General features: G+C 67.6%; 26 protein-coding genes. 11 read left to right on the forward strand and 15 right to left on the reverse strand.

Going from position 1 to position 25,468, the window contains the following annotated elements; genetic code table 11:
- Positions 1-9 precede the first annotated feature (9 nt).
- From ACQY76_RS20935 to ACQY76_RS20950, 4 genes are all read right to left on the reverse strand, one after another.
- Positions 10-906 carry a PhzF family phenazine biosynthesis protein gene (locus tag ACQY76_RS20935; RefSeq protein ID WP_428030607.1) on the reverse strand — a complete coding sequence of 299 codons (897 nt, stop codon included), beginning with the start codon at positions 904-906 and terminating at the stop codon, positions 10-12.
- Between the two features lie 5 nt (positions 907-911).
- Positions 912-1,760: a pyridoxal kinase PdxY gene (pdxY, locus tag ACQY76_RS20940; protein ID WP_428030608.1), complete on the reverse strand. Its 849-nt coding sequence runs from the start codon at positions 1,758-1,760 to the stop codon at positions 912-914.
- A gap of 208 nt (positions 1,761-1,968) precedes the next feature.
- Positions 1,969-2,157: a hypothetical protein gene (locus ACQY76_RS20945; protein WP_428030609.1), complete on the reverse strand. Its 189-nt coding sequence runs from the start codon at positions 2,155-2,157 to the stop codon at positions 1,969-1,971.
- Complete coding sequence (locus tag ACQY76_RS20950; RefSeq protein WP_428030610.1) at positions 2,154-2,378, reverse strand: hypothetical protein; 225 nt, start codon at positions 2,376-2,378, stop codon at positions 2,154-2,156. Before ACQY76_RS20950 ends, ACQY76_RS20945 begins: the two co-directional genes overlap by 4 nt.
- 204 nt (positions 2,379-2,582) lie before the next feature.
- Between ACQY76_RS20950 and ACQY76_RS20955 the strand changes: the two genes are divergently transcribed.
- The 3 genes from ACQY76_RS20955 to ACQY76_RS20965 all read left to right on the forward strand — a co-directional run bounded on the left by ACQY76_RS20955 (position 2,583) and on the right by ACQY76_RS20965 (position 5,896).
- The gene (locus ACQY76_RS20955) at positions 2,583-3,851 is read left to right on the forward strand and encodes an amidase (RefSeq protein ID WP_428030611.1); all 1,269 of its coding nucleotides are present in this window, start codon (positions 2,583-2,585) and stop codon (positions 3,849-3,851) included.
- 149 nt (positions 3,852-4,000) lie between these two features.
- Entirely contained in the window at positions 4,001-4,771 is a 771-nt protein-coding gene (locus tag ACQY76_RS20960; RefSeq protein WP_428030612.1) for an outer membrane protein, read from the forward strand.
- Positions 4,772-4,918: 147 nt separating this feature from the next.
- Entirely contained in the window at positions 4,919-5,896 is a 978-nt protein-coding gene (locus tag ACQY76_RS20965) for an aliphatic sulfonate ABC transporter substrate-binding protein (RefSeq protein ID WP_428030613.1), read from the forward strand.
- A gap of 33 nt (positions 5,897-5,929) precedes the next feature.
- Here ACQY76_RS20965 and ACQY76_RS20970 read toward each other — a convergent pair whose 3' ends face one another.
- The 6 genes from ACQY76_RS20970 to ACQY76_RS20995 form a co-directional block, all read right to left on the reverse strand.
- Positions 5,930-6,739, reverse strand: a complete 810-nt coding sequence (locus ACQY76_RS20970; RefSeq protein WP_428030614.1) for an LssY C-terminal domain-containing protein — start codon at positions 6,737-6,739, stop codon at positions 5,930-5,932.
- Positions 6,740-6,744: 5 nt separating this feature from the next.
- Entirely contained in the window at positions 6,745-10,479 is a 3,735-nt protein-coding gene (gene metH, locus ACQY76_RS20975) for a methionine synthase (RefSeq protein WP_428030615.1), read from the reverse strand.
- A 5-nt stretch (positions 10,480-10,484) separates the two neighbouring features.
- Positions 10,485-10,793 (reverse strand): endonuclease domain-containing protein, encoded by a 309-nt coding sequence (locus tag ACQY76_RS20980; protein ID WP_428030616.1) that lies wholly within the window; start codon positions 10,791-10,793, stop codon positions 10,485-10,487.
- A gap of 121 nt (positions 10,794-10,914) precedes the next feature.
- Positions 10,915-11,118: a hypothetical protein gene (locus ACQY76_RS20985; RefSeq protein WP_428030617.1), complete on the reverse strand. Its 204-nt coding sequence runs from the start codon at positions 11,116-11,118 to the stop codon at positions 10,915-10,917.
- Positions 11,119-11,169: 51 nt separating this feature from the next.
- Complete coding sequence (metF, locus tag ACQY76_RS20990) at positions 11,170-12,102, reverse strand: methylenetetrahydrofolate reductase [NAD(P)H] (RefSeq protein ID WP_428030618.1); 933 nt, start codon at positions 12,100-12,102, stop codon at positions 11,170-11,172.
- Entirely contained in the window at positions 12,102-13,115 is a 1,014-nt protein-coding gene (locus ACQY76_RS20995) for an ArsR/SmtB family transcription factor (RefSeq protein WP_428030619.1), read from the reverse strand. Before ACQY76_RS20995 ends, metF begins: the two co-directional genes overlap by 1 nt.
- A gap of 104 nt (positions 13,116-13,219) precedes the next feature.
- Between ACQY76_RS20995 and tsaA the strand changes: the two genes are divergently transcribed.
- Both tsaA and ACQY76_RS21005 read left to right on the forward strand, forming a co-directional pair.
- Positions 13,220-13,795 (forward strand): tRNA (N6-threonylcarbamoyladenosine(37)-N6)-methyltransferase TrmO, encoded by a 576-nt coding sequence (gene tsaA, locus ACQY76_RS21000; RefSeq protein WP_428030620.1) that lies wholly within the window; start codon positions 13,220-13,222, stop codon positions 13,793-13,795.
- A 153-nt stretch (positions 13,796-13,948) separates the two neighbouring features.
- Positions 13,949-15,043: a L,D-transpeptidase family protein gene (locus tag ACQY76_RS21005; protein ID WP_428030621.1), complete on the forward strand. Its 1,095-nt coding sequence runs from the start codon at positions 13,949-13,951 to the stop codon at positions 15,041-15,043.
- Positions 15,044-15,120: 77 nt separating this feature from the next.
- On the opposite strand, the gene ACQY76_RS21010 is transcribed toward ACQY76_RS21005, so the two are convergent.
- Positions 15,121-15,741, reverse strand: coding sequence for an MOSC domain-containing protein (locus ACQY76_RS21010; RefSeq protein ID WP_428030622.1), 621 nt, complete (start codon positions 15,739-15,741; stop codon positions 15,121-15,123).
- A gap of 186 nt (positions 15,742-15,927) precedes the next feature.
- On the opposite strand from ACQY76_RS21010, the gene ACQY76_RS21015 reads away from it, so the two are divergent.
- From ACQY76_RS21015 to ACQY76_RS21030, 4 genes are read left to right on the forward strand one after another with little or no spacing between them, the layout of a single operon-like run.
- A complete protein-coding gene (locus tag ACQY76_RS21015; RefSeq protein WP_428033076.1) occupies positions 15,928-16,485 on the forward strand; it encodes an HdeD family acid-resistance protein in 558 nt (185 codons plus the stop codon).
- A gap of 9 nt (positions 16,486-16,494) precedes the next feature.
- A complete protein-coding gene (locus ACQY76_RS21020) occupies positions 16,495-17,700 on the forward strand; it encodes an OpgC family protein (RefSeq protein ID WP_428030623.1) in 1,206 nt (401 codons plus the stop codon).
- Positions 17,701-17,741: 41 nt separating this feature from the next.
- A complete protein-coding gene (locus ACQY76_RS21025; RefSeq protein WP_428030624.1) occupies positions 17,742-18,494 on the forward strand; it encodes an SGNH/GDSL hydrolase family protein in 753 nt (250 codons plus the stop codon).
- Complete coding sequence (locus ACQY76_RS21030) at positions 18,495-19,364, forward strand: SGNH/GDSL hydrolase family protein (RefSeq protein ID WP_428030625.1); 870 nt, start codon at positions 18,495-18,497, stop codon at positions 19,362-19,364. It abuts the gene before it with no gap.
- An 18-nt stretch (positions 19,365-19,382) separates the two neighbouring features.
- On the opposite strand, the gene ACQY76_RS21035 is transcribed toward ACQY76_RS21030, so the two are convergent.
- Complete coding sequence (locus ACQY76_RS21035) at positions 19,383-19,667, reverse strand: hypothetical protein (protein ID WP_428030626.1); 285 nt, start codon at positions 19,665-19,667, stop codon at positions 19,383-19,385.
- Between the two features lie 156 nt (positions 19,668-19,823).
- On the opposite strand from ACQY76_RS21035, the gene prmB reads away from it, so the two are divergent.
- Positions 19,824-20,765: a 50S ribosomal protein L3 N(5)-glutamine methyltransferase gene (gene prmB, locus ACQY76_RS21040; RefSeq protein WP_428033077.1), complete on the forward strand. Its 942-nt coding sequence runs from the start codon at positions 19,824-19,826 to the stop codon at positions 20,763-20,765.
- 10 nt (positions 20,766-20,775) lie between these two features.
- On the opposite strand, the gene ACQY76_RS21045 is transcribed toward prmB, so the two are convergent.
- On the reverse strand, positions 20,776-21,996 hold the full coding sequence (locus tag ACQY76_RS21045; protein WP_428030627.1) for a lytic murein transglycosylase: 1,221 nt from the start codon (positions 21,994-21,996) through the stop codon (positions 20,776-20,778).
- Between the two features lie 130 nt (positions 21,997-22,126).
- On the opposite strand from ACQY76_RS21045, the gene ACQY76_RS21050 reads away from it, so the two are divergent.
- Positions 22,127-22,606 (forward strand): VOC family protein, encoded by a 480-nt coding sequence (locus tag ACQY76_RS21050; protein WP_428030628.1) that lies wholly within the window; start codon positions 22,127-22,129, stop codon positions 22,604-22,606.
- Positions 22,607-22,609: 3 nt separating this feature from the next.
- Here ACQY76_RS21050 and tam read toward each other — a convergent pair whose 3' ends face one another.
- Together tam and ettA are read right to left on the reverse strand one after the other, a co-directional pair.
- Positions 22,610-23,377, reverse strand: coding sequence for a trans-aconitate 2-methyltransferase (tam, locus tag ACQY76_RS21055; RefSeq protein ID WP_428030629.1), 768 nt, complete (start codon positions 23,375-23,377; stop codon positions 22,610-22,612).
- A 165-nt stretch (positions 23,378-23,542) separates the two neighbouring features.
- Positions 23,543-25,198 carry an energy-dependent translational throttle protein EttA gene (ettA, locus tag ACQY76_RS21060; RefSeq protein WP_428030630.1) on the reverse strand — a complete coding sequence of 552 codons (1,656 nt, stop codon included), beginning with the start codon at positions 25,196-25,198 and terminating at the stop codon, positions 23,543-23,545.
- Positions 25,199-25,468 lie beyond the last annotated feature (270 nt).

Genomic DNA, 25,468 nt, shown 5'->3' on the forward strand with positions numbered 1-25,468 from the left:
GCCGGGCGCTCAGACATGGAGCACGCCTTCCGAGACGATGACCGCGCCGCCGCCGATGGTGACGGCGATCAGCTCGCCGCCCTCCACCTTGAGGCCCAGCCGCACCAGGCTCGGCCGCCCCATCTCGACGCCCTGCAGGATGTCGAAGGCGTGGAAGCCATCGCCCGGCCGCTCGCCGGCCATGAGCACCGCCGCCAGCGACGCGGCGGCCGAGCCGGTCGCCGGGTCTTCGTCGATGCCCATATTGGCGGCGAACATGCGGGCGCGGAAATCGCCCTCGCCGTCCTCGTCGCGGCAGAAGACATAGACCGAATCGGCGCCGCCGCCGAAGGTGGAGATCAGCCGAGCCGCGCTGGGGCTGATGCGCGCCAGCGCCGAGCGCGAGGCCAGCGGCACGCAGACGAAGGGCACGCCGGCCGAGGCGATCACCGGGCCATAGGCGTCGAAGCCGATATCGGACGTGTCGAGGCCCAGCGCCTGCGCGCAGGCTTCCCGGCTCATCGGCGCAGCGTCGACGATCTCGGGAATGCGCGGAACGGTGAAGGTGGCGCTGCCGGAATGCTCGCCCCGCACGTTCACATGGCAGGCGACCGGGCCGACATTCTCCTCCAGCACGAAATCGGTGGAGGTCGTCACCCCGTCGCGCAGGGCGAGCAGCACCGCCGCCCCCACCGTCGGATGCCCGGCGAAGGGCAGTTCATGGCTGTTGGTGAAGATGCGCAGCCGCGCCCGATTCTCGTCTTCCTGCGGCGGCAGGATGAACACCGTCTCCGACAGGTTGAACTCGCGGGTGATGGCCTGCATGTGGTTGCCGTCGAGCCCTTCCGTATCGAGCACGACAGCCAGCGGGTTGCCGGACAGGGTCCGGTCGGTGAAGACGTCGAGCACAACGAAGCGGCGGGCCATGGCGGTCAGATCTTCTCCGGCGTGAAGAGGCGGGACGGGGTGACGAACTCATCCTGGGCGGCAACGGTGAGAATCTCGCGCGAGCCCGCCGCCGCCGTGCGGGCGAGCAGGCCATAGGCCGAGGATGCGGCCTTCGCGAGCGCCTCGGCGGTCGAATGCGTCGCCTTCCAGTGAACGAAGAACAGCGCCGCGATGGCGTCGCCCGCCCCGTTCACGGAGATGTCGAGCTTGGGCGTGCGCAGCCGGAAGCGCCCGTCCGGGCCGGACGCCATCAGGTCGATGGAATCGTCCGGCGTGTCTTCCGTGTGCAGGCTGGTGACCATGATGACGCGCGGCCCGGTGGCGTGCACCGCATCGCAGGCGGCGATCGCCCCGCTCAGCGTCGAGGAGGTGCGCCCGGAGAGATAATCCAGCTCGAACTGGTTCGGCGTGATGAGGTCTGCCGCCGGCACCGCCCGCTCGCGCATGAATTCGGGAATGCCCGGCCGCACGAAGACGCCGCGCCCGACATCGCCGATCACCGGGTCGCAGCAATAATGCGCCTCGGCATTGGCGGCCTTCACCCGGCCGACCGTGTCGAGGATGGCGTCACCAATCTCGGCCGCGCCCATATAGCCGGACAGCACGCCGTCGCAGCGCGGCAGCACGTTGCGGTCTTCCAGGCCCCCGACCAGTTCGCGGATCAGCTCGGCGCCGAACACCTCGCCGCGCCAGGCGCCGTAGCCGGTGTGGTTGGAGAACTGCACCGTGTGCAGGCCCCACACCTCGTGGCCGAGGCGCTGCATCGGGAACATGGCCGAGGCATTGCCGACATGCCCATAGGCCACCCAGGACTGGATCGACAGAATATTCATGCGTGCATGCGCCCCGACCGTTTGCAGACGATCCGCGCTTACCGCCCTAAACGCAAGCGTTCAAACGAAATTCCGTGCGGCACACATGAGCGGAATCGATGCAGCGTCACCCGAATGCCACCTGCGCGGCACGCCAGGCGCGCAGCCCTGCGGCGCACCGGCGAACCTTCGCCCCGCGAGCACTCGGCGGCGGCGCCGGGGCCGCGTCTCAGATATCGTGCTCGATCAGCCCGCAGCGCCACTTCATCACCCGCCAGGCAGGATGCTGGGTTGCCCATTCGGCCATGGCAGCGGTGCATTCGAGGGGGAGCGCGGCGCGGGCCTGCGTCGCCACGCGCTCCTCGCGACAGGCTCCGGGATTGGCGAGGAGACAGATGGTGAGAACGAGATGGCTCATTTCGCGCCCCCCAGGCTCGGGCCGTCCGTCCTGTGGCGCGGACCGGGAGCGCCCATCCCGGTCATCTCGTCGGTCTCGGCCACGCGCGGCCAGTGATAGACGCCGGCGGCGGGGTCATGGGCCTTGATCAGGATGGCGTGGAGACTGCCCCAGTAGCTGGGACGCGGCGATGTCATCAGCTTGCGGGCGAGGTCGGCGGAGCAGTTGAGAACGATCGGCATGATGCAAACCCCTCAAAAGAGCGACAGGCCGAGTTTATTGCATACTGCATGCCAAGTTTTTCGATCCCCACGTCCCTGTCGCGTCCGCACGCACCGAACCCGCCGCCCTGCCCTCCCGTCCCTCCGTCATCGTTGAAAAAGCCGGTCGCGCCGGGCGGCCATCCCCTTGCCGGGCGACGTGCCGCGTGCGAGAGGCATTGACCCATGACAGAGATGCTTTCCGCCGCTGCCCTCGCCCAGGCTGTCCATGCCGGACGCCTCACCCCGGTCGATGTCGCCGAACGCTGCGCCGAGGCGATCCGCGCGCAGGAGGACGAGGTGCGGGCCTTCGCCAGCCTCGATCTCGACGCGCTGCTGGCGGCCGCCGCCGCGCCGGGACTCGCGGCGACGCCGCTCGCCGGCCTGCCGGTGGGCGTGAAGGATATTCTCGACACGGTCGACTTCCCGACCGAGCGCGGTTCCAAGCTCTTCGCCGGCTACCGCCCGACCACGGATGCGGCCATCGTGCGCATGGCGGCGCGGGCGGGCGGGCTCATCGCCGGCAAGCTGGTGACGACGGAATTCGCCTTCATGCAGCCGAGCGTGACGCGCAACCCGCGCCGGCTCACCCATTCGCCAGGCGGGTCCTCCGCCGGTTCCGCCGCGGCGGTGGCCGCCGGCATGCTGCCGATCACGCTCGGCACCCAGACCGGCGGGTCGGTCATCCGGCCCGCCTCCTTCTGCGGCGTCACCGGCTACAAGCCGTCCTTCAAGCTGCTGCCGGTGCTCGGGCTGAAGCCCTTCGCCTGGTCGCTCGACACGATCGGCCTGTTCGGCGCCCATGTCGCCGACGTCGCCTTCGCGACGGGAGCGCTGACCGGCCGCGACTTCTCCTTCGATGACGACATGCCCACCCCGCGCATCGCCGTGGTGAAGACGGCCCGCGCTCATCTCGCCGCCGCCGATGCCCATGCCGCGCTCGATGCCGCCGCCCGGGCCGCCGACAAGGCCGGCGCGCGGGTCACGGCGCTCGATCTGCCCGACGCCGTCGAGGCCGCCGACGAGGCCACCGGCGCGGTGCAGGGCTTCGAGGCCAGCCTCGCCTTCGCCGATGAATGGGACCGCCACCGCGAGGCGCTCTCGCCGACGCTGGCGACCTATCTCGACACCGCGTCTTCCATCACGCCCGAGCAGTATGACGCGGCGCGCCGCACCGCCCGGCGCGCCCGCCATGCGCTCTCCGACCTGTTCGCCGACCATGACGTGCTGCTGAGCTTCTCGGTCGCCGGCGAGGCGCCGGAAGGCTTTGCCACCACCGGCTCGCCGGCCTTCAACCGCCTGTGGACGCTCACCGGCGGCCCGTGCCTCAACATCACCGGCCTCACCGGCGCCACCGGCCTGCCGATCGGCGTCCAACTGATCGGCCGCTTCGGCCGCGACCGGGAACTGATGCAGGTCGGGCGGTATCTGGAGCGGGCCATCACCGCCGCCTGACGCGCCCGGATCGCGCCAAGCGTCTCCCCGCTTACGAAAATTTTCTGCCCGTTGCGCCCCAGAAGCGATTTGTTAAGCACGCCGGATGAGGGTTTGTTAAATACGCGGCGCTAGGTTGGCCTCCTTCCATTTTCCTTCGGGGGCGTATCATGCGTATCAAGTCTCTTCTCCTCGGCAGCCTTGCCGGCGCGGCTCTTGCCGTTCCCGCCTTCGCGGCTGACATGGCCTACCCGGTCAAGGCGGCACCCATCGCCTATGTTCCGGTCTTCACCTGGACCGGCGTCTATATCGGCGGCAATGTCGGCTATGGCTGGGGTGAGGGTTCGGCCCCCTGGGGCAACTACCTCGCCTATTACTATGGCGGCTGGGACTCGGCGGCCGCCACCGGCGGTTCGGATCCCACCGGCTGGTTCGGCGGCGCGCAGATCGGCTACAACTACCAGTTCAGCAACAATGTCGTTCTCGGCGCCGAAGCCGACTTCAACTTTGGCGCGCTGGAAGACAAGCTGAGCTACTCGGCCTTCGACTTCGGCGACCCGACGCTGCAGGATATCGGCAGCATCACCACCAAGATCGAATCGTTCGGCACGGTCCGCGCTCGCCTCGGCTACGCGATGGACCGCTTCCTTCCCTACGTCACCGGCGGTCTCGCCTGGGGCAATGTGAAGGTTGACGAGAGCTGGGCCTCTTATGTCGACGGCGCCTATTCTCCCGGCCTGTCCGGCACCGCCTCCCGCAGCGACACGCTGTGGGGCTGGACGCTGGGCGGCGGCGTCGAATACGCCGTCACCGACAACTGGACCGTCAAGGCCGAGTACCTCTATGCCGATCTCGGCGACATCAACTGGGATGGCGCTTCGAACACCAAGGTCGACGTTACCCTGCAGACCATCAAGGCCGGCGTGAACTACAAGTTCTGATCGCCGCCTCGCTTCGGCACAGTTTAAGAGAAACCCCGGGCGGCAACGCCCGGGGTTTTTTGCGTGTGACAACCGCTCCGCCAGCCGCCACGGCTAGACGCGCGCTCTATTATTATATTAAATCGATATACTAATGGAGAAATCGCAATGGCCACCGTCTCACGTCGAACCCTCATCCGCGCCGCCGGCGGCGCGGCCGCTGCCGCCGCGCTGCTGGGCAGCCTCCCCCTGCGCGCCCAGTCTCCCGATACCGTCCGGATCGGCTATCAGCGCTCATCCACCCTCACGGCACTGCTCAAGGTGGATGGCGAGCTCGAGAAGGCGCTGGCGCCGCTCGGCATCAAGGTAAGCTGGCACGAATTCACCAGCGGCCTGCCGCTCTTGGAGGCGCTGAACCTCGGCAAGATCGACGTTACCGCCGACGTCGCCGATACCGTGCCTGTGTTCGCCCAGGCGGCGGGTGCCAAGCTGGTGTTCTACGCCGAGGAAGCGCCCTCCCCGTCCGCGCAGGCGATCCTCGTGCCGGACGGCTCGCCGGTCGCCACCGTGGCGGAGCTGAAGGGCAAGAAGGTCGCCGTCACCAAAGGGGCGGGCAGCCACTATCTGCTCCTCGCCGCCCTCGCCAAGGCCGGCCTCGCCTTCAAGGACATCGATCCCGCCTATCTAACCCCGGCCGATGGCCGTGCGGCCTTCGTCGGCGGCAATGTCGACGCGTGGGTGGCGTGGGACCCCTTCCTCGCGACGACGCAGGCGCAGTCCAAGGCCCGCATCCTCATCGACGGCAGCGACGGTCTGACCAGCTACAAGCGCTATTACCTCGCCTCGGAAGAGTTCGTCGGCACAGGCGGCAAGGTGGTCGCCATCCTGTTCGACCAGCTCAAGGCCAAGGGCGACTGGGTGAAGGCCAACCCGAAGGAAGCCGCCGCTGCGCTTGCCACTTTGTGGAACATCGATGCGGCGGCCATCGAGGTGGCCAATGGACGGCGCAGCTACAAGGTCGGCGCCGTGACGCGGGGCGGTCTTTCCGAGCAGCAGAAGATCGCCGACGCGTTCTTTGCCGAGAAGCTGCTGCCGCGCGCGGTGGACGCCGGTGCCGTCAGCCTCTGGCAGCCGGACAGCCAGTAAGCTCCGGGCGGGCGGCCTTGCGCCGCCGGCCCTTCAGTTCACCCCAAGCAGCGACGCCGCCGCGCTCCACACCGCATCCTTCACCCCCACCGCTGGCGGCGAGGCGACGATGGTCGGGGGGTTGGGGTTCTTCGCGCCATTGGTCGTGAGTTTGGCGAAGCCGATCTCGCCATCGGTGTAGTAGCGGTCGCCGCCGCCATTGCGGCCGAACAGGGTCGGGCCGAGGCCGGTCACCTGATAGACCATCTGCACCATGCCGGCGGTCTTGAGATCGCCGATCAGCAGGTCGCGCACCTTGTCGACATTGGCGTCGATGTGATGGGTGACGGCGCCGGTATAGTGGCTGAGCCCGACGCCTCGGTCATAGGTTGCCGAGCCGAGCCAGACCGGCCCGCCATCCTTGCCATTGTCGAGCACCCTCCACAAACGCACATGGTCGCGCTTGTCGGCACTGCGCCCGACCTCCTTCTCGAAGGCGAGATCCTCCACCCGGCCGTCATAAAAGAGCGGGCTCACCGGCGCCTGCGGGTCCGGCCGGCGCAGCAGCACCGAGCCGACAATGGCGATGCTGGACTTCAGCGTCACCGGGTTGGCCGGCATCCAGCCCGCCGCGTTCATGGCGTGGATGATGTCGTCCTGGCTGCCGACCAGCCCGACATTGATCGGGTCGCCGGGAATGCCCTGCTTGGTCTGGGTCACCATCGGCATGCGCTTGATGCCGGGCTGGTGCTCGTGATGCGTCCACAGGCGCGGCAGCATCACATAGGCCGCCGCGGCCCACACCACGAACGCCACCAGCGCCCAGAACAGCACCCGGCGCGTATCGTCGTCGATCGCGCTCATCTTCGTTACTCGGCCGCGAGGGAAGCGGCGCTCACCGGGTTGTAATTGAGCACCGGCGCCAGCCAGCGCTCGGCCTCCTCGACGCTCATTCCCTTGCGGGCGGCATAATCCTCGACCTGGTCGCGCTCAATGCGGCCAACGCCGAAATAGGACGCCTCGGGATGGGCGAAGTACAGCCCCGACACCGCCGCTCCCGGCCACATGGCGAAGCTCTCGGTCAACTCGACTCCGATCTTAGAAGTGGCGTCGAGCAGCTTGAAAAGAATCGCTTTTTCCGTGTGGTCCGGCTGCGCCGGATAGCCCGGCGCCGGGCGAATGCCGCGATAGGCCTCTTGAATCAGATTCTCATTCTTAAGTTCTTCATCCGGCGCATAAGCCCAGAATTCCTTGCGCACCCGCTCATGCATGCGTTCCGCAAACGCTTCTGCAAGACGATCCGCCAAGGCCTTGAGAAGAATCGAGGAATAGTCGTCATTCCCCGCCTTGAAGGCGTCCGAGCGCTCGGGCTCGCCGAACCCCGTCGTCACGCAGAATCCGCCGATATAATCGGGCACGCCGGTGGAGGTCGGGGCGATGAAGTCGGCTAGAGCGAGGTTGGTGCGCCCTTCGCGCTTGGCCATTTGCTGGCGCAGCGTGTGGAGCGTGGCGAGTTCCCGCGCCCGGCTGTCATCCTCGAACAGCACGATGTCGTCGCCCACCGCGCCGGCCGGCCAGAAACCGACCACCGCGCGGGCTGTGAGCCATTTCTCGGCGACAATGCGGTCCAGCATCTTGCGGGCATCGTCATAGAGGGCGCGCGCCGCCACCCCGACCTTCTCGTCGTCGAGAATGCGCGGGTACTGGCCGATCAGTTCCCAGGACTGGAAGAACGGCGTCCAGTCGATATAGGGCACCAGCTCGCCGAGATCGTAATCGTCGAACACCCGCGTGCCGAGAAAGGTCGGCACCGGCGCCGCATAGGCGTCGAAGTCCAGCGCCAGCCTGTTGGCGCGGGCATCCTCGAGCTTCACCCGCACCTTGTTGCGGTCGGACTTGGCGTGAGCGTCGGCGACCTTGGCGTATTCGGCGCGCAGGCTGGCGACATAGTCCGCCCGCGTATTGTCGTTCAGCAGGTTGGAGACCACGCCCACCGCCCGGCTGGCATCGGTGACATAGACGGCCTGCCCCCGCACATATTGCGGGGCGATCTTCACCGCCGTGTGGACGCGCGAGGTCGTCGCCCCGCCGATCAGCAGCGGCACGGTGAAGCCTTCGCGCTCCATCTCGGCGGCGACATGCACCATCTCGTCGAGCGAGGGGGTGATGAGGCCGGACAGGCCGATCACATCCACCTTGTGCGTGCGCGCCGCCTCCAGGATCTTCGCCGTCGGCACCATCACGCCGAGGTCGATCACCTCGTAATTGTTGCACTGGAGCACGACGCCGACGATGTTCTTGCCGATGTCGTGCACATCGCCCTTCACGGTTGCCATCAGCACCTTACCGGCCGAGGAATCCTCTGTAGACCCGTTGTCCAGCTTCTCCTGTTCCATGAAGGGCATGAGATAGGCCACCGCCTGCTTCATCACCCGGGCGGACTTCACCACCTGCGGCAGGAACATCTTGCCGGCGCCGAACAGGTCGCCGACCACGTTCATGCCGGCCATCAGCGGCCCCTCGATGACGTGGAGCGGCCGGGCGACCGACTGGCGCGCTTCCTCGGTGTCGACCTCGACAAAATCGGTGATGCCGTTGACCAGCGCGTGGGCGATGCGCTTCTCCACCGGCCAGGTGCGCCAAGTAAGGTCAGCCTCCTTCTTCTCGCGACCGCCCCCTCGGAAACGCTCCGCCAGCGCCAGCAGGCGCTCGGTGGCATCGTCGCGGCGGTTGAGCACCACGTCCTCGCAGGCCTCCCGCAGTTCCGGCTCGATCTCGCTATAGGGCGCGAGCTGGCCGGCATTGACGATGCCCATGTCCATGCCCGCCGAGATGGCGTGATACAGGAACACCGCGTGCATCGCCTCGCGCACCTGTTCGTTGCCGCGGAACGAGAAGGACAGGTTCGACACGCCGCCGGAGATATGGGCGTGCGGCAGCTGCTGGCGGATGGCACGGGTCGCCTCGATGAAGGCAACGCCATAGCCGGCATGCTCCTCGATGCCCGTCGCCACTGCGAAGACATTGGGGTCGAAGATGATGTCCTCGGGCGGGAAGCCGACCTCGTCCACGAGGATGCGGTAGGCCCGCGCACAGATTTCCACCTTGCGCTCATAGGTGTCGGCCTGGCCCTGCTCGTCGAAGGCCATCACCACCACGGCGGCGCCATAGGCACGCACCAGCCGGGCATGGTGGCGGAACGCCTCCTCGCCTTCCTTCATAGAGATGGAGTTGACGATGCCCTTGCCCTGGATGCACTTCAGCCCGGCCTCGATGACGCTCCACTTGGAGCTGTCGACCATGACGGGCACGCGGGCGATGTCCGGCTCAGCGGCGAGCAGGTTGAGGAAGGTCACCATCGCCTTCTCGGAATCGAGCAGGCCCTCATCCATGTTGATGTCGATGATCTGCGCGCCGTTCTCCACCTGGTCGCGTGCCACCGCCAGCGCGGCGGTGTAGTCGCCATTGGTGATGAGCTTGCGGAAGCGCGCCGAGCCGGTGACGTTGGTGCGCTCGCCCACATTGACGAAGGGGATGATGGGGGTGAGCTCGAACGGCTCCAGCCCCGACAGCCGCAGGCGCGGCTCGATCTCGGGAATGACGCGCGGCGCGTGCGGCGCCACCGCCTCGGCAATGGCGCGGATATGGTCCGGCGTCGTGCCGCAGCAGCCGCCGACGACGTTCACCAGGCCCGAGGCGGCGAATTCCCCGACGAGGCGCGCCATCGCCTCCGGGCTCTCGTCATACAGGCCGAACTCGTTGGGCAGGCCGGCATTGGGATAGGCGCAGACCAGCGTGTCGGCGAGGCGCGAAAGCTCGTCGATATGGGCGCGCATCTCCTTGGCACCCAGCGCGCAGTTCAGCCCGATGGAGAAGGGCTGGGCGTGGCGCAGCGAATTCCAGAACGCCGCCGGGGTCTGGCCCGACAAGGTGCGGCCGGAAAGGTCGGTGATGGTGCCGGAGATCATCACCGGCACGCGGATGCCGCGCTCTTCGAACAGCCGCTCGATGGCGAACACCGCCGCCTTGGCGTTCAGCGTGTCGAAGATGGTCTCGATCAGCAGCAGGTCGGCACCGCCATCCAGCAGCGCCGCCGCCTGCGCGCCATAGGCGGTGGCCAGCTCGTCGAAGGAGGTGGCGCGGAAGCCGGGGTCGTTCACATCGGGCGAGATCGACGCGGTGCGGTTGGTTGGCCCGATGGCGCCCGCGACGAAGCGGCGGCGGCCGTCCTTGGCCTCGGCGAGCTTCGCAGCTTCCTTGGCGAGGCGGGCGCCCTCGAAATTGATCTCGCGGACCAGGCTCTCCATGCCGTAATCGGCCATGGCGATGGTGGTGCCGGAAAAGGTGTTGGTCTCGACGATGTCCGCCCCCGCCAGGAAATAGGCGAGGTGGATGTCGCGCACGGCGTCCGGCGCGGTGATGTTGAGCAGGTCGTTATTGCCCTTCACGTCCTGCGGCCAGTCGGTGAACCGCGTGCCGCGATAGCCGGCCTCGTCCAGCTTCAGCTGCTGGATCATCGTGCCCATGGCCCCGTCGAGCACAAGGATGCGCTCGCGCGCGGCCTGATGCAGGGCGGAAAGGGTGTCGGAGGCGGCCAGGGTCATGAGAGTCACCGTCGCTCTTGCTCCCTCTCCCCGTCGGGGAGAGGGTTGGGGTGAGGGGCCGCTGCACGCAAGGCTTCGAGAATGCGCACAAGAACCCCGTCCATGTTCATCAGCACGTCGTTATTCCAGAAACGGATGACCAGATAGCCACAAGCTTCGATCGTCCGCGTCCTTTGCATGTCTCGCTCGACGGCGTGCTGCCCGCCGTCGAGCTCAACGACCAGCCTTGCATCGACGCAGAGGAAATCGACGATGTATCTATCGACCGGCGCCTGCCGGCGAAACTTCCATCCGTCGAGGCGGCGGTCGCGCAACCGCGACCAGAGGAAAGCTTCGGCGTCCGTCTGATCGGTCTCAGCCGCCGCGCTCGCTCGATTCGACCGTCATATCCCCTCACCCGGCGCTCCGCGCCGACCTCTCCCCCACGGGGAGAGGTTAAGTGGCATCAATTGCGCGGGCCTTTCGAAACGTATCTTGACGCTTCTTGGCGTCAGCGATCGCTGCGTCAAGTTTCTGAGCGAGCCCATCAAGGCGAGCCTCTGAGGCGTCAAATCTGCGTTCAAGCGCCATGAAGCCAGCCTGAATGTCGTGCAGGATTTCCGTCAATTCGGCGACGATCTCGTCCTCCGGCTCGCTCATCGACCGTCTCCGTGGAACGCCCCTACTATATGGCATCCCACCGCGAAATTCTCATGCCGCCGCCTGTCCCTTGCCTTCGCCCTGCCCTGCCTCCAGCGGCGGGCGGATGCCCAGCAGGTGGCACACCGCATAGACGAGGTCGGCGCGGTTGAGCGTGTAGAAGTGGAACTCGGTGACCCCGCGATCCACGAGGTCGAACACCTGCTCGGCGGCCACGGCGGCGGCGATCAGCTTGCGGGTCTCGGGGTCATTGTCCAATCCCTCGAAGCGCGCGGCCAGCCAGTCCGGCATGTAGGTGCCGGTCTTGGTCGAGAAGTTCTTCGCCTGCTTGAAGTTGGACACCGGCAGGATGCCCGGCACGATGGGCACATCGATGCCGCGCGCCCGCGCCTTGTCGAGAAACGCGAAATACAGGTCGTTGTCGAAGAAGCACTGGGTGATGGCGCGCGTCGCCCCGGCATCGACCTTGGCGGCGAGGATATCGAGATCGGTGTCGAAGCTCGGGCTCTCCGGGTGCTTCTCGGGATAGGCCGAGACCGACACCTCGAAATTGGCGATGCGGCGAATGCCGGCAACGAGGTCGGCCGTCGTGCGGTAGCCGTCGGCATGCGGCTCATACGCCTGGCCGACACCGCCCGGCGGATCGCCGCGCAGCGCCACGATGTGGCGGACCCCGGCGTCCCAATAGCCGCGCACCACCTCGTCCACCTCGTCCCGGGTAGCGGAGACGCAGGTGAGATGCGCGGCGGGCGCGAGCCGCGTTTCCTTCACGATGCGCTCCACCGTCGCGTGGGTGCGCTCGCGGGTGGAGCCGCCGGCGCCATAGGTCACCGAGACGAATTTCGGCGCCAGCGGCGCGAGGCGGGTGATGGAGTTCCACAGCGTGGCTTCCATCTCCGGCGTCTTCGGCGGGAAGAACTCGAACGAGACCGAAATGGGCCGCCCGCCGGCGCGGCGGCTGCGGCGCTCGACATCCGACGACATCAGGCGACCTCCTGCTTTTGTGGGGCATCGGCCATCACGACACGCGGGTCGCTGGCGAGCCAGAGCGAAACGGTGAGCCGTCCCTCCCCGGACCTTCCATGGTCCTTGGGGGCGAGCAGGCGGTGGGACTGCGGCACGAGGCCGGCCTGGGCGAGCCAGCTCTCCATGATTTCGGGCGCGAAGCCGAGCCGGCGATGGGCGTGCTGCTCGCGCAGGAATTCGAGGTCGTGCGGATCGAAATCCACCACCAGCAGCCGCCCGCCGGGGCGCAGCACACGCGCCGCCTCCTTCAGGGCACGCGGCGCGTCTTCGAGGAAGTGCAGCACCTGGTGGACGATGACGACATCGAAGGCATCGCGCGGCAGCGCGAGATTATAGATGTCGCCCTGCCGCACCGTGGCGTTGCGCACGCCGGCGCGGTCGAGATTGGCACGGGCGACCGCCAGCATCTCGGCCGAGAGGTCGATGCCGACGCCGCGCTCCATCTCGTCGGCGAACAGCTCCAATATGCGGCCGGTGCCGGTGCCGAGATCCAGCAGGCTGCCGACACGCGCCCCGGACAGCGCCTGCCGGATCGCCGCCTCCACCTGCTCCTCGGGCGCGTGCAGGCGGCGCAGCGCGTCCCATTCATGAGCGTGGGTGCGGAAATAGGCCTGTGCGTGGGCGGCGCGGGCGGCGCGCACCGCTTCCAGCCGCTCGCGGTCGCGCAGGAGCGTGTCGTCCTCCGGCGCGACCAGCTCCAGCAGCGCGTCGGTCAGCGCGGCGCCGGGCGCGTCGACGGCGCGGCGGTAGAACACCCAGCTCGCCTCGCGGAACCGTTCCACCAGCCCCGCCTCGGCCAGCAGCTTGAGATGACGCGAGATTCGCGGCTGCGACTGGCCCAGAATCTCGGTAAGCTCGGAAACGGTCAGCTCGCCCTCGCCGATCAGCGCCAGCAGGCGCAGCCGCGTGTCCTCGCCGGCCGCCTTGAGGCCTTCGAGCAGCAACGCGAAACCGAGCGGGGAACCGGACAACGAGGCCTCCAAGAAAGATATAAAGATATGTTTATGTCTTATTTCGACAAGACGCAAGAGGCTGCGTTCAGCCCTCTCCACACCACCGTTGATGGAGGTCGCCGGTGAGCGGCCGCGAGGACGCACCGGATGACGACGGCAGTCGGGAAGCCGGCCATGGCGATTTCGGCGTGCGGCCCGGCGAGATCACCGTGGACCTGCCCGAGACACCGGACGCCGGGCTCTATTTCATCGGCCGCATCCGCACGCCGTGGACCCGCCGGGCCGACTGCCCGAAGAACGCCCATGAGGCGAAGGAGGTCTGCACGGTGGAGATCGACCTGCCCTTCCGGCCGGCGCTGCAGGGGCTGGAAGGTACCACCCATCTCTGGCTGCTCTATTTCATGGACCGGGCACCGCGGAACCTCGTCGTGCAGGTCCCCCGGCGCTATGGCAGCGGGCGCGGCACCTTCGCCCTGCGCAGCCCGGCCCGGCCCAACCCCATCGCCATGAGCGCGGTGCGGCTGCTGGGCATCGAGGACGGGCGGCTGTCGGTTATCGGCGCCGACTGCCTCGACGGCACGCCGCTGCTCGACATCAAGCCCTATTTCGCGTCCACCGACTGCCACGCCGATGCGGTGGTCGGCTGGCACCGGGATCGGGCGCGTGGCGATGAACCGCTGCCGCAGGGTGAACTGTGACATGAAAACATCGGCGCCGCGTTGCGCGCATGCCCTGCGGGAACGCTCTATTTCGTGACGGGTTATGGTCTTGAACCTGCCTTGATCCTGCGTCATTCCCCACGGCAGAAAATATTCGCGCATTTCCGCGCCAACAGATTCGAATAAGGCTTGATGATGGTCGTTCGCCTCGGTTTCGTTCCCGCTGTCGCCTTCACGGTACTGGCATCGGTCGGCACCGCCGGAGCCCAGTACTATCCGGCCGAGCAGCAGGACCCTGCGGCTCAAGAAGGTTCGGCCTATGAGGCCGCAACCGGCAGTCGTGCGGTTGAAAATGTCCAGGTCCCCGCCGCCTATGATCCCTATGGCGCACCGGCCGGCGCGGCTCCCGCACAGGTCTACCAGCAGCCGCAGGCCGCCTATGGCGCGCCCCCTCCGGGCGTGAATGATCCCTATGCGGCGCAGCAGGCACCTGTGGCCAACGCCCCCTATTCCGACCCCTCGCGCCAGCCCACCGGCTACCCGCCGGGCGCCTTTTCCGGCCAGCAGCCGGCCGGCATGGCCTCGCCCTATGGTAACAACGCTGCGGCGCCGCAGCAGACCTATGCGCAGCCCGCCTATGGCCAGCCGCCAGCCGCCGTGAACAACGGCGCCAACACCAATGGTGCCAACGGCACCAGCGTCGCCATGCTGCCGCCCGAGGACCAGCCGGAGACCGGCCCGGCCAAGGAACTGCCGGCCAATCTGAAGCGCCAGATCGTCGACTACGTGACCAAGGAATCCCCGGGCACGCTCGTCATCGACACGCCCAACACCTACCTCTATTACGTGCTGCCCGGCGGCAAGGCTGAGCGCTACGGCATCGGCGTCGGCCGCGAAGGATTCACCTGGGCCGGCACGGAAAAGATCAGCCGCAAAGCGGAATGGGCCGATTGGCGCCCGCCGGCGGAAATGATCGAGCGCCAGCCCTATCTGCCGCGCTTCATGGCCGGTGGCCCGGGCAACCCGCTCGGCGCCCGCACCATGTATCTGGGTGGCACCATCTACCGCATTCACGGCACCAACCAGCCCTCCACCATCGGCCAGTTCATGTCGTCGGGCTGCATCCGCATGCTGAACGAGGATGTCGAGAACCTGTACGAGCGCGTCAAGGTCGGGACCAAGGTCGTGGTTCTCCCCGGCAACGCGCCGGTCGCCGCGGACGCCTCCGGCTCGGTGTCGCCGACCGCGGCCATGCCGGTAGCCGATACGGGCTTCGCCGTCCGCTGAGCCTGCGGGGAGGCACGCCTTCCCCCTCATACCTGTTCCAGCCGGCCGGATCGCTCTGCGCTCCGGCCGGTTTTGTTTCAGGGGGTCCAGATCGTCTGTTCCGGCACCCGCACCTCCAGCTTGGAGCCGGCGGTGAGCGTGCCGGCCCGTTCGACCCAGGCGACCAGTCCGCGCAAGCCTTTCGCCACCTTGGCAAAGCCGAGTTCGGCGCTCGCCTGCCCGGTCTGTGCCGCGACCGACGCGCCGGCATGGCGGCAGGGCGCGTTCGGACCCTCCACGACAAGCGCCGCGCCGTCCGGAAAATGCAGCCTCGTGCCCGGCGGCAGGCCCGTCAGGCGCGCCACGCCCTCGATCACGAGATTGGCGCCGATCCACTCCGGCCGTATCTGCGCCAGCCCCAGCCGCCGCGCGATTTCGGCAAGCTCGTCCGGCGCGACGAGCGAGACCTGCCGCGCATTGCGTATCGGCGTGCCGCGCGGATACCACGGCACGCGTGAATCCGCCGCGCGGGCGAAACCCGCATGGCGGTCGCCCGGCAGCCCCTCCAGCGTGACCGCGAGTTCAACCACCTCGCGGGTGACGAATCCCTCGCCATCGGCGATGAGCGTATGCGCCAGCTTGGCAGTGAAGCGCCGCGCCGGCACCGGCACCGGCTCGCCGAACAGATCGCGTGCGGGAGGAACCTCACCGGCGGTCATCGGCCACCTCCATATCGGTTGGACATCCGTCTATTCCATGACTACAGGTCCGGCGACCCTGTCTGTACGATGGGACGCTCGTCTCGGGACGAGTCGCTGGAACTCCGGAGGCGGGACGTCGTTACCGCGCAGCCGGCGTGGCGAGCAAGGATGAGGATCGACCACATGTCTTTGCAAACGGATTCGATGACGCCGACGCCGGGCGGCATGGTTGCCGGGCATCTTACCGAACTGCGCGCCAAATGGGGCTGGTTTGTCGCTCTCGGCCTGCTCATGGTCATCGCCGGGGCGATCGCGCTGGGCAACCTCGTGCTGAGCACGGTGGTGTCGGTGCTCTATATCGGCGTCATGATGGCGGTCTCCGGCGGCGCGCAGGTCATCCACGCCTTCCAGGTCAAGACATGGGGCGCCTTCGCCTTCTGGATGCTCGACGGCCTGCTCTTCCTTGCCGCCGGCTTGGTCTGCATCTTCGTGCCGATGGTCGCCGCCGAATTCCTGACGCTGTTCCTCGGCGTCTCGCTCATCGTCGGCGGCGCGTTCCGCCTGATGGCGGCGCTGAAGCTGCGCCCGGCCGAAGGCTGGGGCTGGATCGCCTTCTCGGCCGCCATCGCCATCCTGCTCGGCATCGAGATCATCGCCGGTTGGCCGGTCAGCGGCCTGTGGGTGCTCGGCCTGCTGCTCGGCATCGACCTGATCTTCAATGGCATCGCCGTGCTGTTCCTCGGCTTCGGCCTGAAGAAATAGCGCCGGCCGGTGGCAGCGCCCCTCGCCGCAACGGCGGAAACTCCCGCGGAGCCGGTCGAAAGGCCGGCCCCGCAAGCCGCCTCGGGGCGCGACCTGCGGCTCGACCTGTTTCGCGGGCTGGCGCTGTGGTTCATCTTCCTGAACCACGTGCCCAACAATGTCGCGAACTGGATCACCAACCGCAATTTCGGCTTCTCGGACGCCACCGAGATCTTCGTCTTCATCTCCGGCTACACCGCCGCCATGGTCTATGGGCGCCAGCTCGATTCCAGCGGCGTGATGGTGACCTCGGCCCGCATCCTGCGCCGGGCCTGGCAGCTCTATGTCGCCTTCATCTTCCTGTTCGTCATCTATCTCGCCGAAATCTCCTATGTCGTCGGCAGCTTCTCCAACCCGCTCTATGCGGAGGAGATGGGCGCGCTGCAGTTTCTCGCCGAGCCCGACGTGGCGCTGGTTCAGGCGCTGCTGCTGAAGTTCCGCCCCGCCAACATGGACGTGCTGCCGCTCTACATCGTGCTGCTGGCGACCTTCCCACCGATATTGTGGGCGCTGAAGCGGAAGGCGGACGCGACGCTCGCCGCCTCCTTCCTGCTCTGGCTCGCCGTGCAGGTGTGGGGCTTCAACCTGCCGGGCTATCCCGATGACAGGATGTGGTTCTTCAACCCCTTCGCCTGGCAGTTCATGTTCGTGTTCGGCGGCTGGTGCGGCCTTGGCGGCAGCGACCGGCTGGCCGGGCTGGTGCATTCGCGGTTCATCCTGGCGCTGTCCGTGATCTATCTCCTCGTGTCGCTCGCCGTGGTGACGAGCTGGTACTGGCCGCCGATGGAAGGGCTGGTGCCGGAGGCGGTCGGCAACATCATCTACCCGATCAGCAAGACCGACCTCTCGGTGCTGCGCTTCATCCATTTCCTGGCGCTCGGCGTGGTGGTGGTACGATCGATACCGGTGGACGCGCCGTTCCTGCGCTGGCGATTGCTGAAGCCGATGATTTTGTGCGGCCAGCACTCGCTGGAAGTGTTTTGCTTCGGCGTCTTCCTTTCTTTCGCCGCACATTTCGTGCTGAACGAGGTCTCCGGCACGCTGTTCATGCAGTTGAGCATGAGCGTGACCGGCATCGCCTTAATGGTAGGTCTCTCGGCATTGCTGTCGTGGTATGCTCGCGCCGAGCGCGACAGAACGGCGCGCAAGATGGCTGGTCAACGCGGTTCGACGTGAAACGCTGGGTCTTGGGTATTCTTTTCGCAGGTCTTCTCTCCTTGGGCGGCGCACACAGTGCCGGCGCCGAGGCGGCGAAGGTGTGCGCGGCGCCCTCCGCCCTCACCAAGGCCGGCTTCGCCCTGCCGCGCCTGGCGCGTTCGCTGGACAAGAAGGAGCCGACGACCATTCTCGTCGTGAACAGTTCCGCCTCGACCAAGCGTCTCGCGGCCGGCGAAAAAGCCGGCGACGGCAAGGCCGACGGCAAGCCTGCCGGCCCGCGCAATTTCCCGAGCTATATCGAGGAAACGCTGCGCGCCCGCTACCCCGATGGCGGCATCGTGGTGACCACCCGCCACGAGCCCCGCGCCACCGCCGAGAGCATTCTCGAGCAGTTGCCCGCCATGCTGGACGAAACACGTCCGGCGCTGATGATCTGGCAGACCGGCACCTATGACGCCATCCTCGGCGCCGACACCTCGGCATTCTCGGACGCCGTCGACACCGGCATCGGCTACGCCCACCGGGCCGGCGCCGATGTCCTGTTGGTGAGCCCGCAATACAGCCCGCGCACTGCCTTCGCGTTTGACGCCGCCGCCTACAACACGTCGCTGCGCTGGGCGGCTCGCCTCGGCGGGGTGCCGTTCTTCGACCGCTACAGCGTCATGCGGTTCTGGGAAGACGAAGGCATCTTCGACTTCGACACCGCCCGCCCCTCCCCCTCGCTGTTCGACGATGTGCATAGCTGCATCGGCCGCCTTCTGGTCGGCATGATCGTCGACGGCGTCGAACTGCGAACACTCGGTTCCCGCTAGATGCACCTGCGCCTTCTCGCCCCCCTCGCCCTGTCCGCCGTGCTCCTCGCCGCCGCCGCGCCGCCGGTGCTTGGCCAGACGGTGATCCCGGCCGGCTGCCCGGCCTCGAAGACGCTGGCCAAGCTCAACGCGCCGCTCGCCCGCACCGCCGCGAAGCTGCGTGCCGGGGAGCCCGTGGTGATCGTCGCCATCGGCTCGTCCTCCACCGCCGGGGCCGGCGCCAGCGTGCCGGGCGCCGCCTATCCCAGCCGCCTGGAGGCCATGCTGCGCGAGCGTTTTCCCGCTGCCGACATCACCGTGGTCAATCGCGGCGTGAACGGCCAGGACGCGCCGGAGATGCTGGCGCGCTTCGACACCGATGTCGCCGCGCTCAAGCCGACGCTGGTGATTTGGCAGTCGGGCGTCAACGCCCTGTTCCGCGACAACGGCCTCGCCGCCGCCGCCGGCCTGCTGCACGAGGCGATCGCGCGGGTGAAGGCGATCAATGCGGATCTGGTGCTGGTCGATCCGCAATACGCCCCGCGCGTACTGGCCGACGCCGATAGCGGGCCGATGGTGAACCTCATTGCCAGCATCGGCGCCGAGGAAGGCGTCGCCGTCTATCACCGCTTCGCGCTGATGCGCGACTGGCACGAGACCTCCGCCATGGGCTTCGATTCCTTCCTCTGGAAGGACAAGTTCCACATGAACGACTGGGGCTATAACTGCTTCGCCCGCGATCTCGGGCGGGCGGTGGTCGCCAATGTCGAATCGCTGCAGCGTTCCGCCGATGTGAGCCCGGCCGCGACCGCCGCGAAGCCGGGCCTGGCGCCGGCCAGTGCCGCGGTTCGGCCCGCCGCCACGGCGGTGTCGGCCAGCGTCACCCCCTGACGGCGTTTCGTCCGGGTCTCAGTCGCCGCCCTTGCCCGAGAACGCCCCGCCGAAGCGCTTCATCACGGCGTCGCGGGCCTTGAGCACGCGGCGCTCGTAATCCTCGGCCATCGGCTCGGTAAGGACGCTTTCCAGGCCGGCGAGCAGCGCCCACAGGGCGGGAACCTCCGCCTCGTCCTCGATGAAGTCGGCCATCGCCTCGCCATCGGCATCGTCCACCGTGCGCGACAGGAACTCGAACAGCACGACGGCAACCGAGCGGTCGATGACAAGCGTGATTTCGTCGTCCGGCGCGTCGGCCATGAAGCTACCCCGTGCAAAAGATGCTCCCCATCCTATCGTCCGGCCACGGCCGCCTGACAAGCCCGGCTTTGGCGACAGGCGCGGCGGGACGGGACGGGGTCCGGCTTGCATTCGCCGCCCCTTCATGCTGACGGTGGGCAAAACGGGAGAGCCATGATGACGGCAGCGGACGATCTGGTAACGGTCAGGGATTTCGTGCGCCACGCGGTGAGCCGCTTCACCGAGGCGCGGCTGGCCTTCGGCCACGGCACCACGGAAGCGCTGGATGAAGCCGCCTTCATGGTGCTGGAGGCGCTGCACCTGCCGGTGGACGACCTCTCGCCCTGGCTTGATGCCCGGCTGACTCGCGAGGAGCGCACGCGCCTCGCCGACCTCATCGAGCAGCGCTGCACCACCCGCCAGCCGGCCGCCTATCTGCTGGGCAAGACCTACATTGGCGGCGTGCCGTTCCGTTCCGATGCGCGCGCCATCGTGCCACGCTCCTTCATCGGCGAGTTGATGGCGGGCGACCTGTTCGTCGGTGGCGACTTCTCGCTGGTGCCGCAGCCGGAAACCGTGGGGCGCGTGCTCGATTTGTGCACCGGCTCGGGCTGCCTCGCCATCCTCGCCGCCATGACCTTCGAGAACGCACAGGTCGACGCCGTGGACCTCTGCCCCGACGCGCTCTCCCTGGCAACCGAGAACGTCGCCGAGCACGATCTGGGTGATCGCGTGCGGCTGGTGCAGGGCGACCTGTTCGGCCCGCTCAAGGGCGAGGTCTATGACCTGATCATCACCAACCCGCCTTATGTCGACGCGCCGACCATGGCGGCCCTGCCTGCCGAATACCGCCATGAGCCGAGCCTCGCCTTCGACGGCGGGCCGGACGGTCTCGACATCGTGCGCCGCATCCTCGCCGCCGCCCCGGCACATCTGTCGTCCGGCGGCGGCATGATCTGCGAGATCGGCACCGGCAAGGAGATACTGGAGGCGGAATATCCCAACCTGCCCTTCCTGTGGCTCGACACCGAGGACAGCGAGGGCGAGGTGTTCTGGCTCTCCGCAGCCGATCTCTCGGTAACCACCGACCTGCGCGTCATCAACCGCATGCCGCGCTGATCAGGCGCCCTCACCCGCCGCGCTTCATGTGCTCCAGCACGGCGGCGTCCGGCCAGCAGTCCAGCGGCAGGCCGTTGGCCTTCTGGTAGGCGCCGAGCGCGGCGCGGGTCTTCATGCCGGCCTTGCCGTCGACCTTGTCGGCGTAGAAACCTTTGCTCCTCAGAACCTTCTGCATGAATTCGAGGTCACGCGTCTTCACCAGCGCGATGTTTGACCAGTCGCGGGCGAAGGGCCGATCGTCCTCGATGCGGTCGGCGAGATGGCCGACATAGAGCACGTAGAGGTCGGCGAAATTGTAGCTCTTCAGCACGAAATAATTGGCCGGCGTCAGGAACGCCGGCCCATAGGGCCCGGCCGGCATGATGATCGAGGCCGCATCCTTCAGCGCCGCCGGCGACACGCGGCGCCCATCTGCGATCTTCACCCCGCGCTTCAGCCATTCGCCGATGGTGAGCGTCGTCTCGGGCTCCGCCAGCGTGCAGTCCAAGCCGGCCGGCACCGTGATCTCATAGGCCCAGCTTTTGCCGCTCTGCCAGCCCTTCTCCTTCAGCAGGCTGGCGGTGGTGGCCAGCGCCTCCGGCACCGAACTCCAGATGTTGGCGGTGCCGTCGCCATCGAGGTCGACGCCATAGGCGAGGTAGCCGGTGGGCAGGAACTGGGTCAGCCCCATCGCCCCGGCCCAGGAGCTCTTCATCCCGGCGCGGGTGACGTGCCCCTCGTCGAGGATCTTCAGCGCGGCCAGAAACTCGGCGCGGAACTCCTCCTTGCGGCGACCGACATAGGCCTGCGTCGCCAGCACGCGCAGCGCGTCATGGCTGAGCTTGGCGCCGCCATAGGAGGTCTCGCGGGCCCAGATCGCCAGCAGAACAGGCCCCGGCACGCCGAAGCGCCGCTCGATCGCCTTGAGGTCGGCGTCATATTGCCGGGCGAGCTTGCGCCCCTGAATGGCGAGATTGCCGATCGCCTTGTCGGAGAGATAGGCGGCCGGGGTCTGCACGAATTCCGCCTGCCGGTCCGGCGCCTTCGGCTTGCCCGGAAGCGCGAGGTCGGGCAGCGAGAAGTCCGGTTCCAGCCCGGCGGTCTCGCGCTCGAAGGTGGCGCGGGAGATGCCCATCGCCTGCGCCGCCGGCCATTGCGCGGCGAGCCAGCGCTCAAAGCCGGCATCGGCGAAGGCGGGGAGCGGGGCGAGAAGGGAAAAAGCGAGGATGGCAAGGCGGATCATGGAGCGCATACGCCCTATGTAGCGCGGCAGAGCGCGATGGGAAAATCACGCCGCTCCGGAACGGTGCCTGTCGGATTGGCGGCGCCCCGCACGTCCTTGGATTGCCGGCGCGCAGGCCGGCGGCAGCAGGAGGCCCGACATGGGACTGAGGCAGAGCATCACCCCCTATCTCTGGTTCGACGGCACGGCGAAGGAGGCAGCCGATTTCTACGTCTCGGTATTCCCGAATTCGCGCATCGTGACTGTCGGCACCAACAGCGAGGAGACACCGGGCCCGACGGGCAGCGTGCTGGTGGTCCTGTTCGAACTCGACGGCGTGCGGTTCGGCGCCATCAATGGCGGCAGCACCTACACGCTGAGCGAGGCGACGTCGTTCATGATCGACTGCGCCACGCAGGAGGAGATCGACTACTACTGGGAAAGGCTCGGCGCCGGCGGCCAGTACCAGGCCTGCGGCTGGCTGAAGGACCGCTTCGGCCTTTCCTGGCAGGTGAACAGCAGCGCGCTGGTGGAACAGGCGCATGCCGACCCCGCAGCTGGCGCGCGGGTGATGAAGGCGATGATGGACATGGTCAAGATCGACCTTGCCCGGCTCCGGCAGGCGCTCGACGGGGCGTGAGCCTCACCGCACCGCGACGATGAACAGCCGGGGAAAGCGCAGCAGCACCCGGCCGTCGACGCGGGCCGGATAGGCCTGCGCGAGCCGCGCCGTATAGTCCTCAAGGAACGCCGCGCGCTCAGCCTCGTCCAGCGGGGCGAGAAAGCGCCGCAGGCCGGTGGAGCGGAACCAGTCGGCGATGGCCGATGGCCCTTCCAGCGGATGGTTGTAGAGCGTGTGCCACACGTCGACATGGCGGGCCAGCGGCGCCAGCCGGTCGTAATAGGCGCCGACGCCGAGCAGCGCCTCGCGCCCCGCCCCCGCTACGCGCCCGGCCCACGGGCCGGCGGCGGCCGTCTCTTCCATCAGCAGGTGCGAGGGCTCGCCCACATTGTCCGGCATCTGCACCGCGAGCACGCCGCCCTCGGGCAGCCCCTCCACCAGCCGCGCCAGCACGTCGAGATGGTCCGGCACCCACTGCATCACCGCATTGGCGAAGAGGAGATCGGTTGCCTCGGGAAGCTCCCAGGTCGAGATGTCGCCGATGTCGAAACGCGCGCCCGGCACGCGCAGGCGCGCCTGCTCGATCATCGCCGGCGAGGTGTCGATACCCGTCACCTCGGCCTGCGGCCAGCGCTGCGCCAGCAGTTCGGTGGAATTGCCCGGCCCGCAGCCGAGATCGACGATACGGCGCGGCTGGCTGAGCGGCACCCGCGCCAGCAGGTCGCGCGGCGGCCGGGTGCGCTCGTCCTCGAAGGAGAGATAGAGGGCGGGGTTCCAGTCTTCAGCCATCGCCCTCACCCTTCTGCCGCCGGCCGTCATGGCAGGCGGACCGTCCCACCTCATCCGCCCGGCATCACCCCGGAAGGGCCGTCCGGCCCTGTCCGGCATCGTATGCCGCATCATACGGCGCGCGATCCCGGCCCCCGCTGCCGCCGGCCAGGATGGCGCAGCCGCTCAGCGCGTCAGCTTCTTGTGCTTCATGCGGTGCGGGACGATCTCGTCCACGCCGAGGCGGCGCTTCTTGTCTTCCTCGTAATCGTGGAAGTTGCCCTCGAACCACTCGACATGGCCATCGCCCTCAAAGGCCAGCATGTGGGTGGCGATACGGTCGAGGAAGAAGCGGTCATGCGAGATGATGACCGCGCAGCCGGCGAAGTCCTCCAGCGCCTCTTCCAGCGCGCGCAGCGTCTCGACGTCGAGATCGTTGGTCGGCTCGTCCAGCAGCAGGACGTTGGCGCCCTGCTGGAGAATACGGGCGAGATGCACGCGGTTGCGCTCGCCGCCCGAGAGCATGCCGACCTTCTTCTGCTGGTCGCCGCCCTTGAAGTTGAAGGCGCCGCAATAGGCGCGCGAGTTGATCTCGCGCTTGCCGAGATAGAGGATCTCGTTGCCGCCGGAGATTTCCTCCCACACGGTCTTCTTGTCGTTCAACGCGTCGCGGTTCTGGTCGACATAGCCGAGCTGCACGCTCTCGCCGATGGTGATCGAGCCGGAATCGGGCTTTTCCAGCTCGTTGATCATGCGGAACAGCGTGGTCTTGCCGGCGCCGTTCGGGCCGATGACGCCGACAATGCCGCCCGGCGGCAGCTTGAAGGAGAGGTCGTCGATCAGCAGCTTGTCGCCGAAGGATTTGGTGAGGCCATTGAACTCGATGACGTTGTTGCCGAGCCGCTCGGACACCGGGATGACGATCTGCGCGGTGGTCGGGCCCTTCTCGGACGCCTTCTTCACCAGGTCGTCATAGCGCTGGATACGCGCCTTGTTCTTGGCCTGGCGGGCCTTCGGGGAGGCCCCCATCCACTCCGCCTCGGAGGCGATCGCGCGCTGGCGGGCCTCGTCCTCGCGATTTTCCTGCGCCATGCGCTTGGCCTTCTGCGACAGCCACGAGGAATAGTTGCCCTCATAGGGAATGCCGCGGCCGCGATCGAGCTCGAGGATCCAGCCGGTCACGTTGTCGAGGAAGTAGCGGTCATGGGTGACGATCAGGATCGCGCCCGGATAGGCGCGCAGATGGCCTTCCAGCCAGTTGGTGGTCTCGGCGTCGAGATGGTTGGTCGGCTCGTCCAGCAGCAGCAGTTCCGGCTGCGAGAGCAGCAGCTGGCACAGCGCCACGCGGCGCCGCTCGCCGCCGGAGAGCTTGGCGACGTCCGAGCCCTCCTCCGGGCAGCCGAGCGCGTCCATCGCCTGGTCGACCTTGCTGTCGAGGTCCCACAGGCCCTGGCCTTCGATCTCGTCCTGCAGCGCGGTCATCTCGTCCGCGGTCTCGTCGGAATAGTTCATGGCGAGTTCGTTGTAGCGGTCGAGGATCGCCTTCTGCTTGGCCACGCCGAGCATGACGTTCTCGCGCACCGACAAGGCGGGATCGAGCAGCGGCTCCTGCGGCAGGTAGCCGACGCGCGCGCCTTCCGCGACCCAGGCCTCGCCGGAGAAATCCTTGTCGAGGCCGGCCATGATCTTCAGCAGCGTCGACTTGCCCGAGCCGTTGGCGCCGAGAATGCCGATCTTGGCCGTCGGGTAGAAGGAGAGGTGCACATTGTCGAGCACCTTCTTGCCGCCCGGATAGGCCTTGGACATGCCATGCATGTGGTAGACATACTGATACGAAGCCATGTGCCAAATCCTGCGCGTTCGGGCCGGACCGAGACCGGGCCGCGTTTCCACGGCGTGAACGGGTGTGGGGTCGGGCGCTATGTAAACCGCTCCCCCGTGAGCGGCAAGGCCGGAGGCGAATCCCGGCGGCACCCCAGCACGGCTTTTCGCTCCGCTGACCACCGCTCCGACCCGGCCCGGAGGGCCCAATCTGCCGGGCGACGGCATTTTACGCGCGGGTATCGGAACGCCTCCGCACCTTGGACGTTGTCAGCAGGCCGGCGAGAGGCC

This window comes from Ancylobacter sp. (assembly GCF_965279025.1).
Classification (GTDB): Bacteria; Pseudomonadota; Alphaproteobacteria; order Rhizobiales; family Xanthobacteraceae; genus Ancylobacter.

What these genes read in the sequence shown, in the direction of transcription:
- tam (WP_428030629.1), bottom strand. Translation starts at nt 23,377, where the DNA reads ATGGCTGAAGACTGGAACCCCGCCCTCTATCTCTCCTTCGAGGACGAG.
- ACQY76_RS20945 (WP_428030609.1), bottom strand. Translation starts at nt 2,157, where the DNA reads ATGAGCCATCTCGTTCTCACCATCTGTCTCCTCGCCAATCCCGGAGCC.
- ettA (WP_428030630.1), bottom strand. Translation starts at nt 25,198, where the DNA reads ATGGCTTCGTATCAGTATGTCTACCACATGCATGGCATGTCCAAGGCC.
- ACQY76_RS21050 (WP_428030628.1), top strand. Translation starts at nt 22,127, where the DNA reads ATGGGACTGAGGCAGAGCATCACCCCCTATCTCTGGTTCGACGGCACG.
- ACQY76_RS20955 (WP_428030611.1), top strand. Translation starts at nt 2,583, where the DNA reads ATGACAGAGATGCTTTCCGCCGCTGCCCTCGCCCAGGCTGTCCATGCC.
- metH (WP_428030615.1), bottom strand. Translation starts at nt 10,479, where the DNA reads ATGACCCTGGCCGCCTCCGACACCCTTTCCGCCCTGCATCAGGCCGCG.
- metF (WP_428030618.1), bottom strand. Translation starts at nt 12,102, where the DNA reads ATGTCGTCGGATGTCGAGCGCCGCAGCCGCCGCGCCGGCGGGCGGCCC.
- ACQY76_RS20965 (WP_428030613.1), top strand. Translation starts at nt 4,919, where the DNA reads ATGGCCACCGTCTCACGTCGAACCCTCATCCGCGCCGCCGGCGGCGCG.
- ACQY76_RS20960 (WP_428030612.1), top strand. Translation starts at nt 4,001, where the DNA reads ATGCGTATCAAGTCTCTTCTCCTCGGCAGCCTTGCCGGCGCGGCTCTT.
- ACQY76_RS21015 (WP_428033076.1), top strand. Translation starts at nt 15,928, where the DNA reads ATGACGCCGACGCCGGGCGGCATGGTTGCCGGGCATCTTACCGAACTG.
- ACQY76_RS21045 (WP_428030627.1), bottom strand. Translation starts at nt 21,996, where the DNA reads ATGCGCTCCATGATCCGCCTTGCCATCCTCGCTTTTTCCCTTCTCGCC.
- ACQY76_RS21005 (WP_428030621.1), top strand. Translation starts at nt 13,949, where the DNA reads ATGATGGTCGTTCGCCTCGGTTTCGTTCCCGCTGTCGCCTTCACGGTA.
- pdxY (WP_428030608.1), bottom strand. Translation starts at nt 1,760, where the DNA reads ATGAATATTCTGTCGATCCAGTCCTGGGTGGCCTATGGGCATGTCGGC.
- ACQY76_RS21035 (WP_428030626.1), bottom strand. Translation starts at nt 19,667, where the DNA reads ATGGCCGACGCGCCGGACGACGAAATCACGCTTGTCATCGACCGCTCG.
- ACQY76_RS20935 (WP_428030607.1), bottom strand. Translation starts at nt 906, where the DNA reads ATGGCCCGCCGCTTCGTTGTGCTCGACGTCTTCACCGACCGGACCCTG.
- ACQY76_RS20950 (WP_428030610.1), bottom strand. Translation starts at nt 2,378, where the DNA reads ATGCCGATCGTTCTCAACTGCTCCGCCGACCTCGCCCGCAAGCTGATG.
- prmB (WP_428033077.1), top strand. Translation starts at nt 19,824, where the DNA reads ATGACGGCAGCGGACGATCTGGTAACGGTCAGGGATTTCGTGCGCCAC.
- ACQY76_RS20985 (WP_428030617.1), bottom strand. Translation starts at nt 11,118, where the DNA reads ATGAGCGAGCCGGAGGACGAGATCGTCGCCGAATTGACGGAAATCCTG.
- ACQY76_RS20970 (WP_428030614.1), bottom strand. Translation starts at nt 6,739, where the DNA reads ATGAGCGCGATCGACGACGATACGCGCCGGGTGCTGTTCTGGGCGCTG.
- ACQY76_RS21010 (WP_428030622.1), bottom strand. Translation starts at nt 15,741, where the DNA reads ATGACCGCCGGTGAGGTTCCTCCCGCACGCGATCTGTTCGGCGAGCCG.
- ACQY76_RS21030 (WP_428030625.1), top strand. Translation starts at nt 18,495, where the DNA reads ATGCACCTGCGCCTTCTCGCCCCCCTCGCCCTGTCCGCCGTGCTCCTC.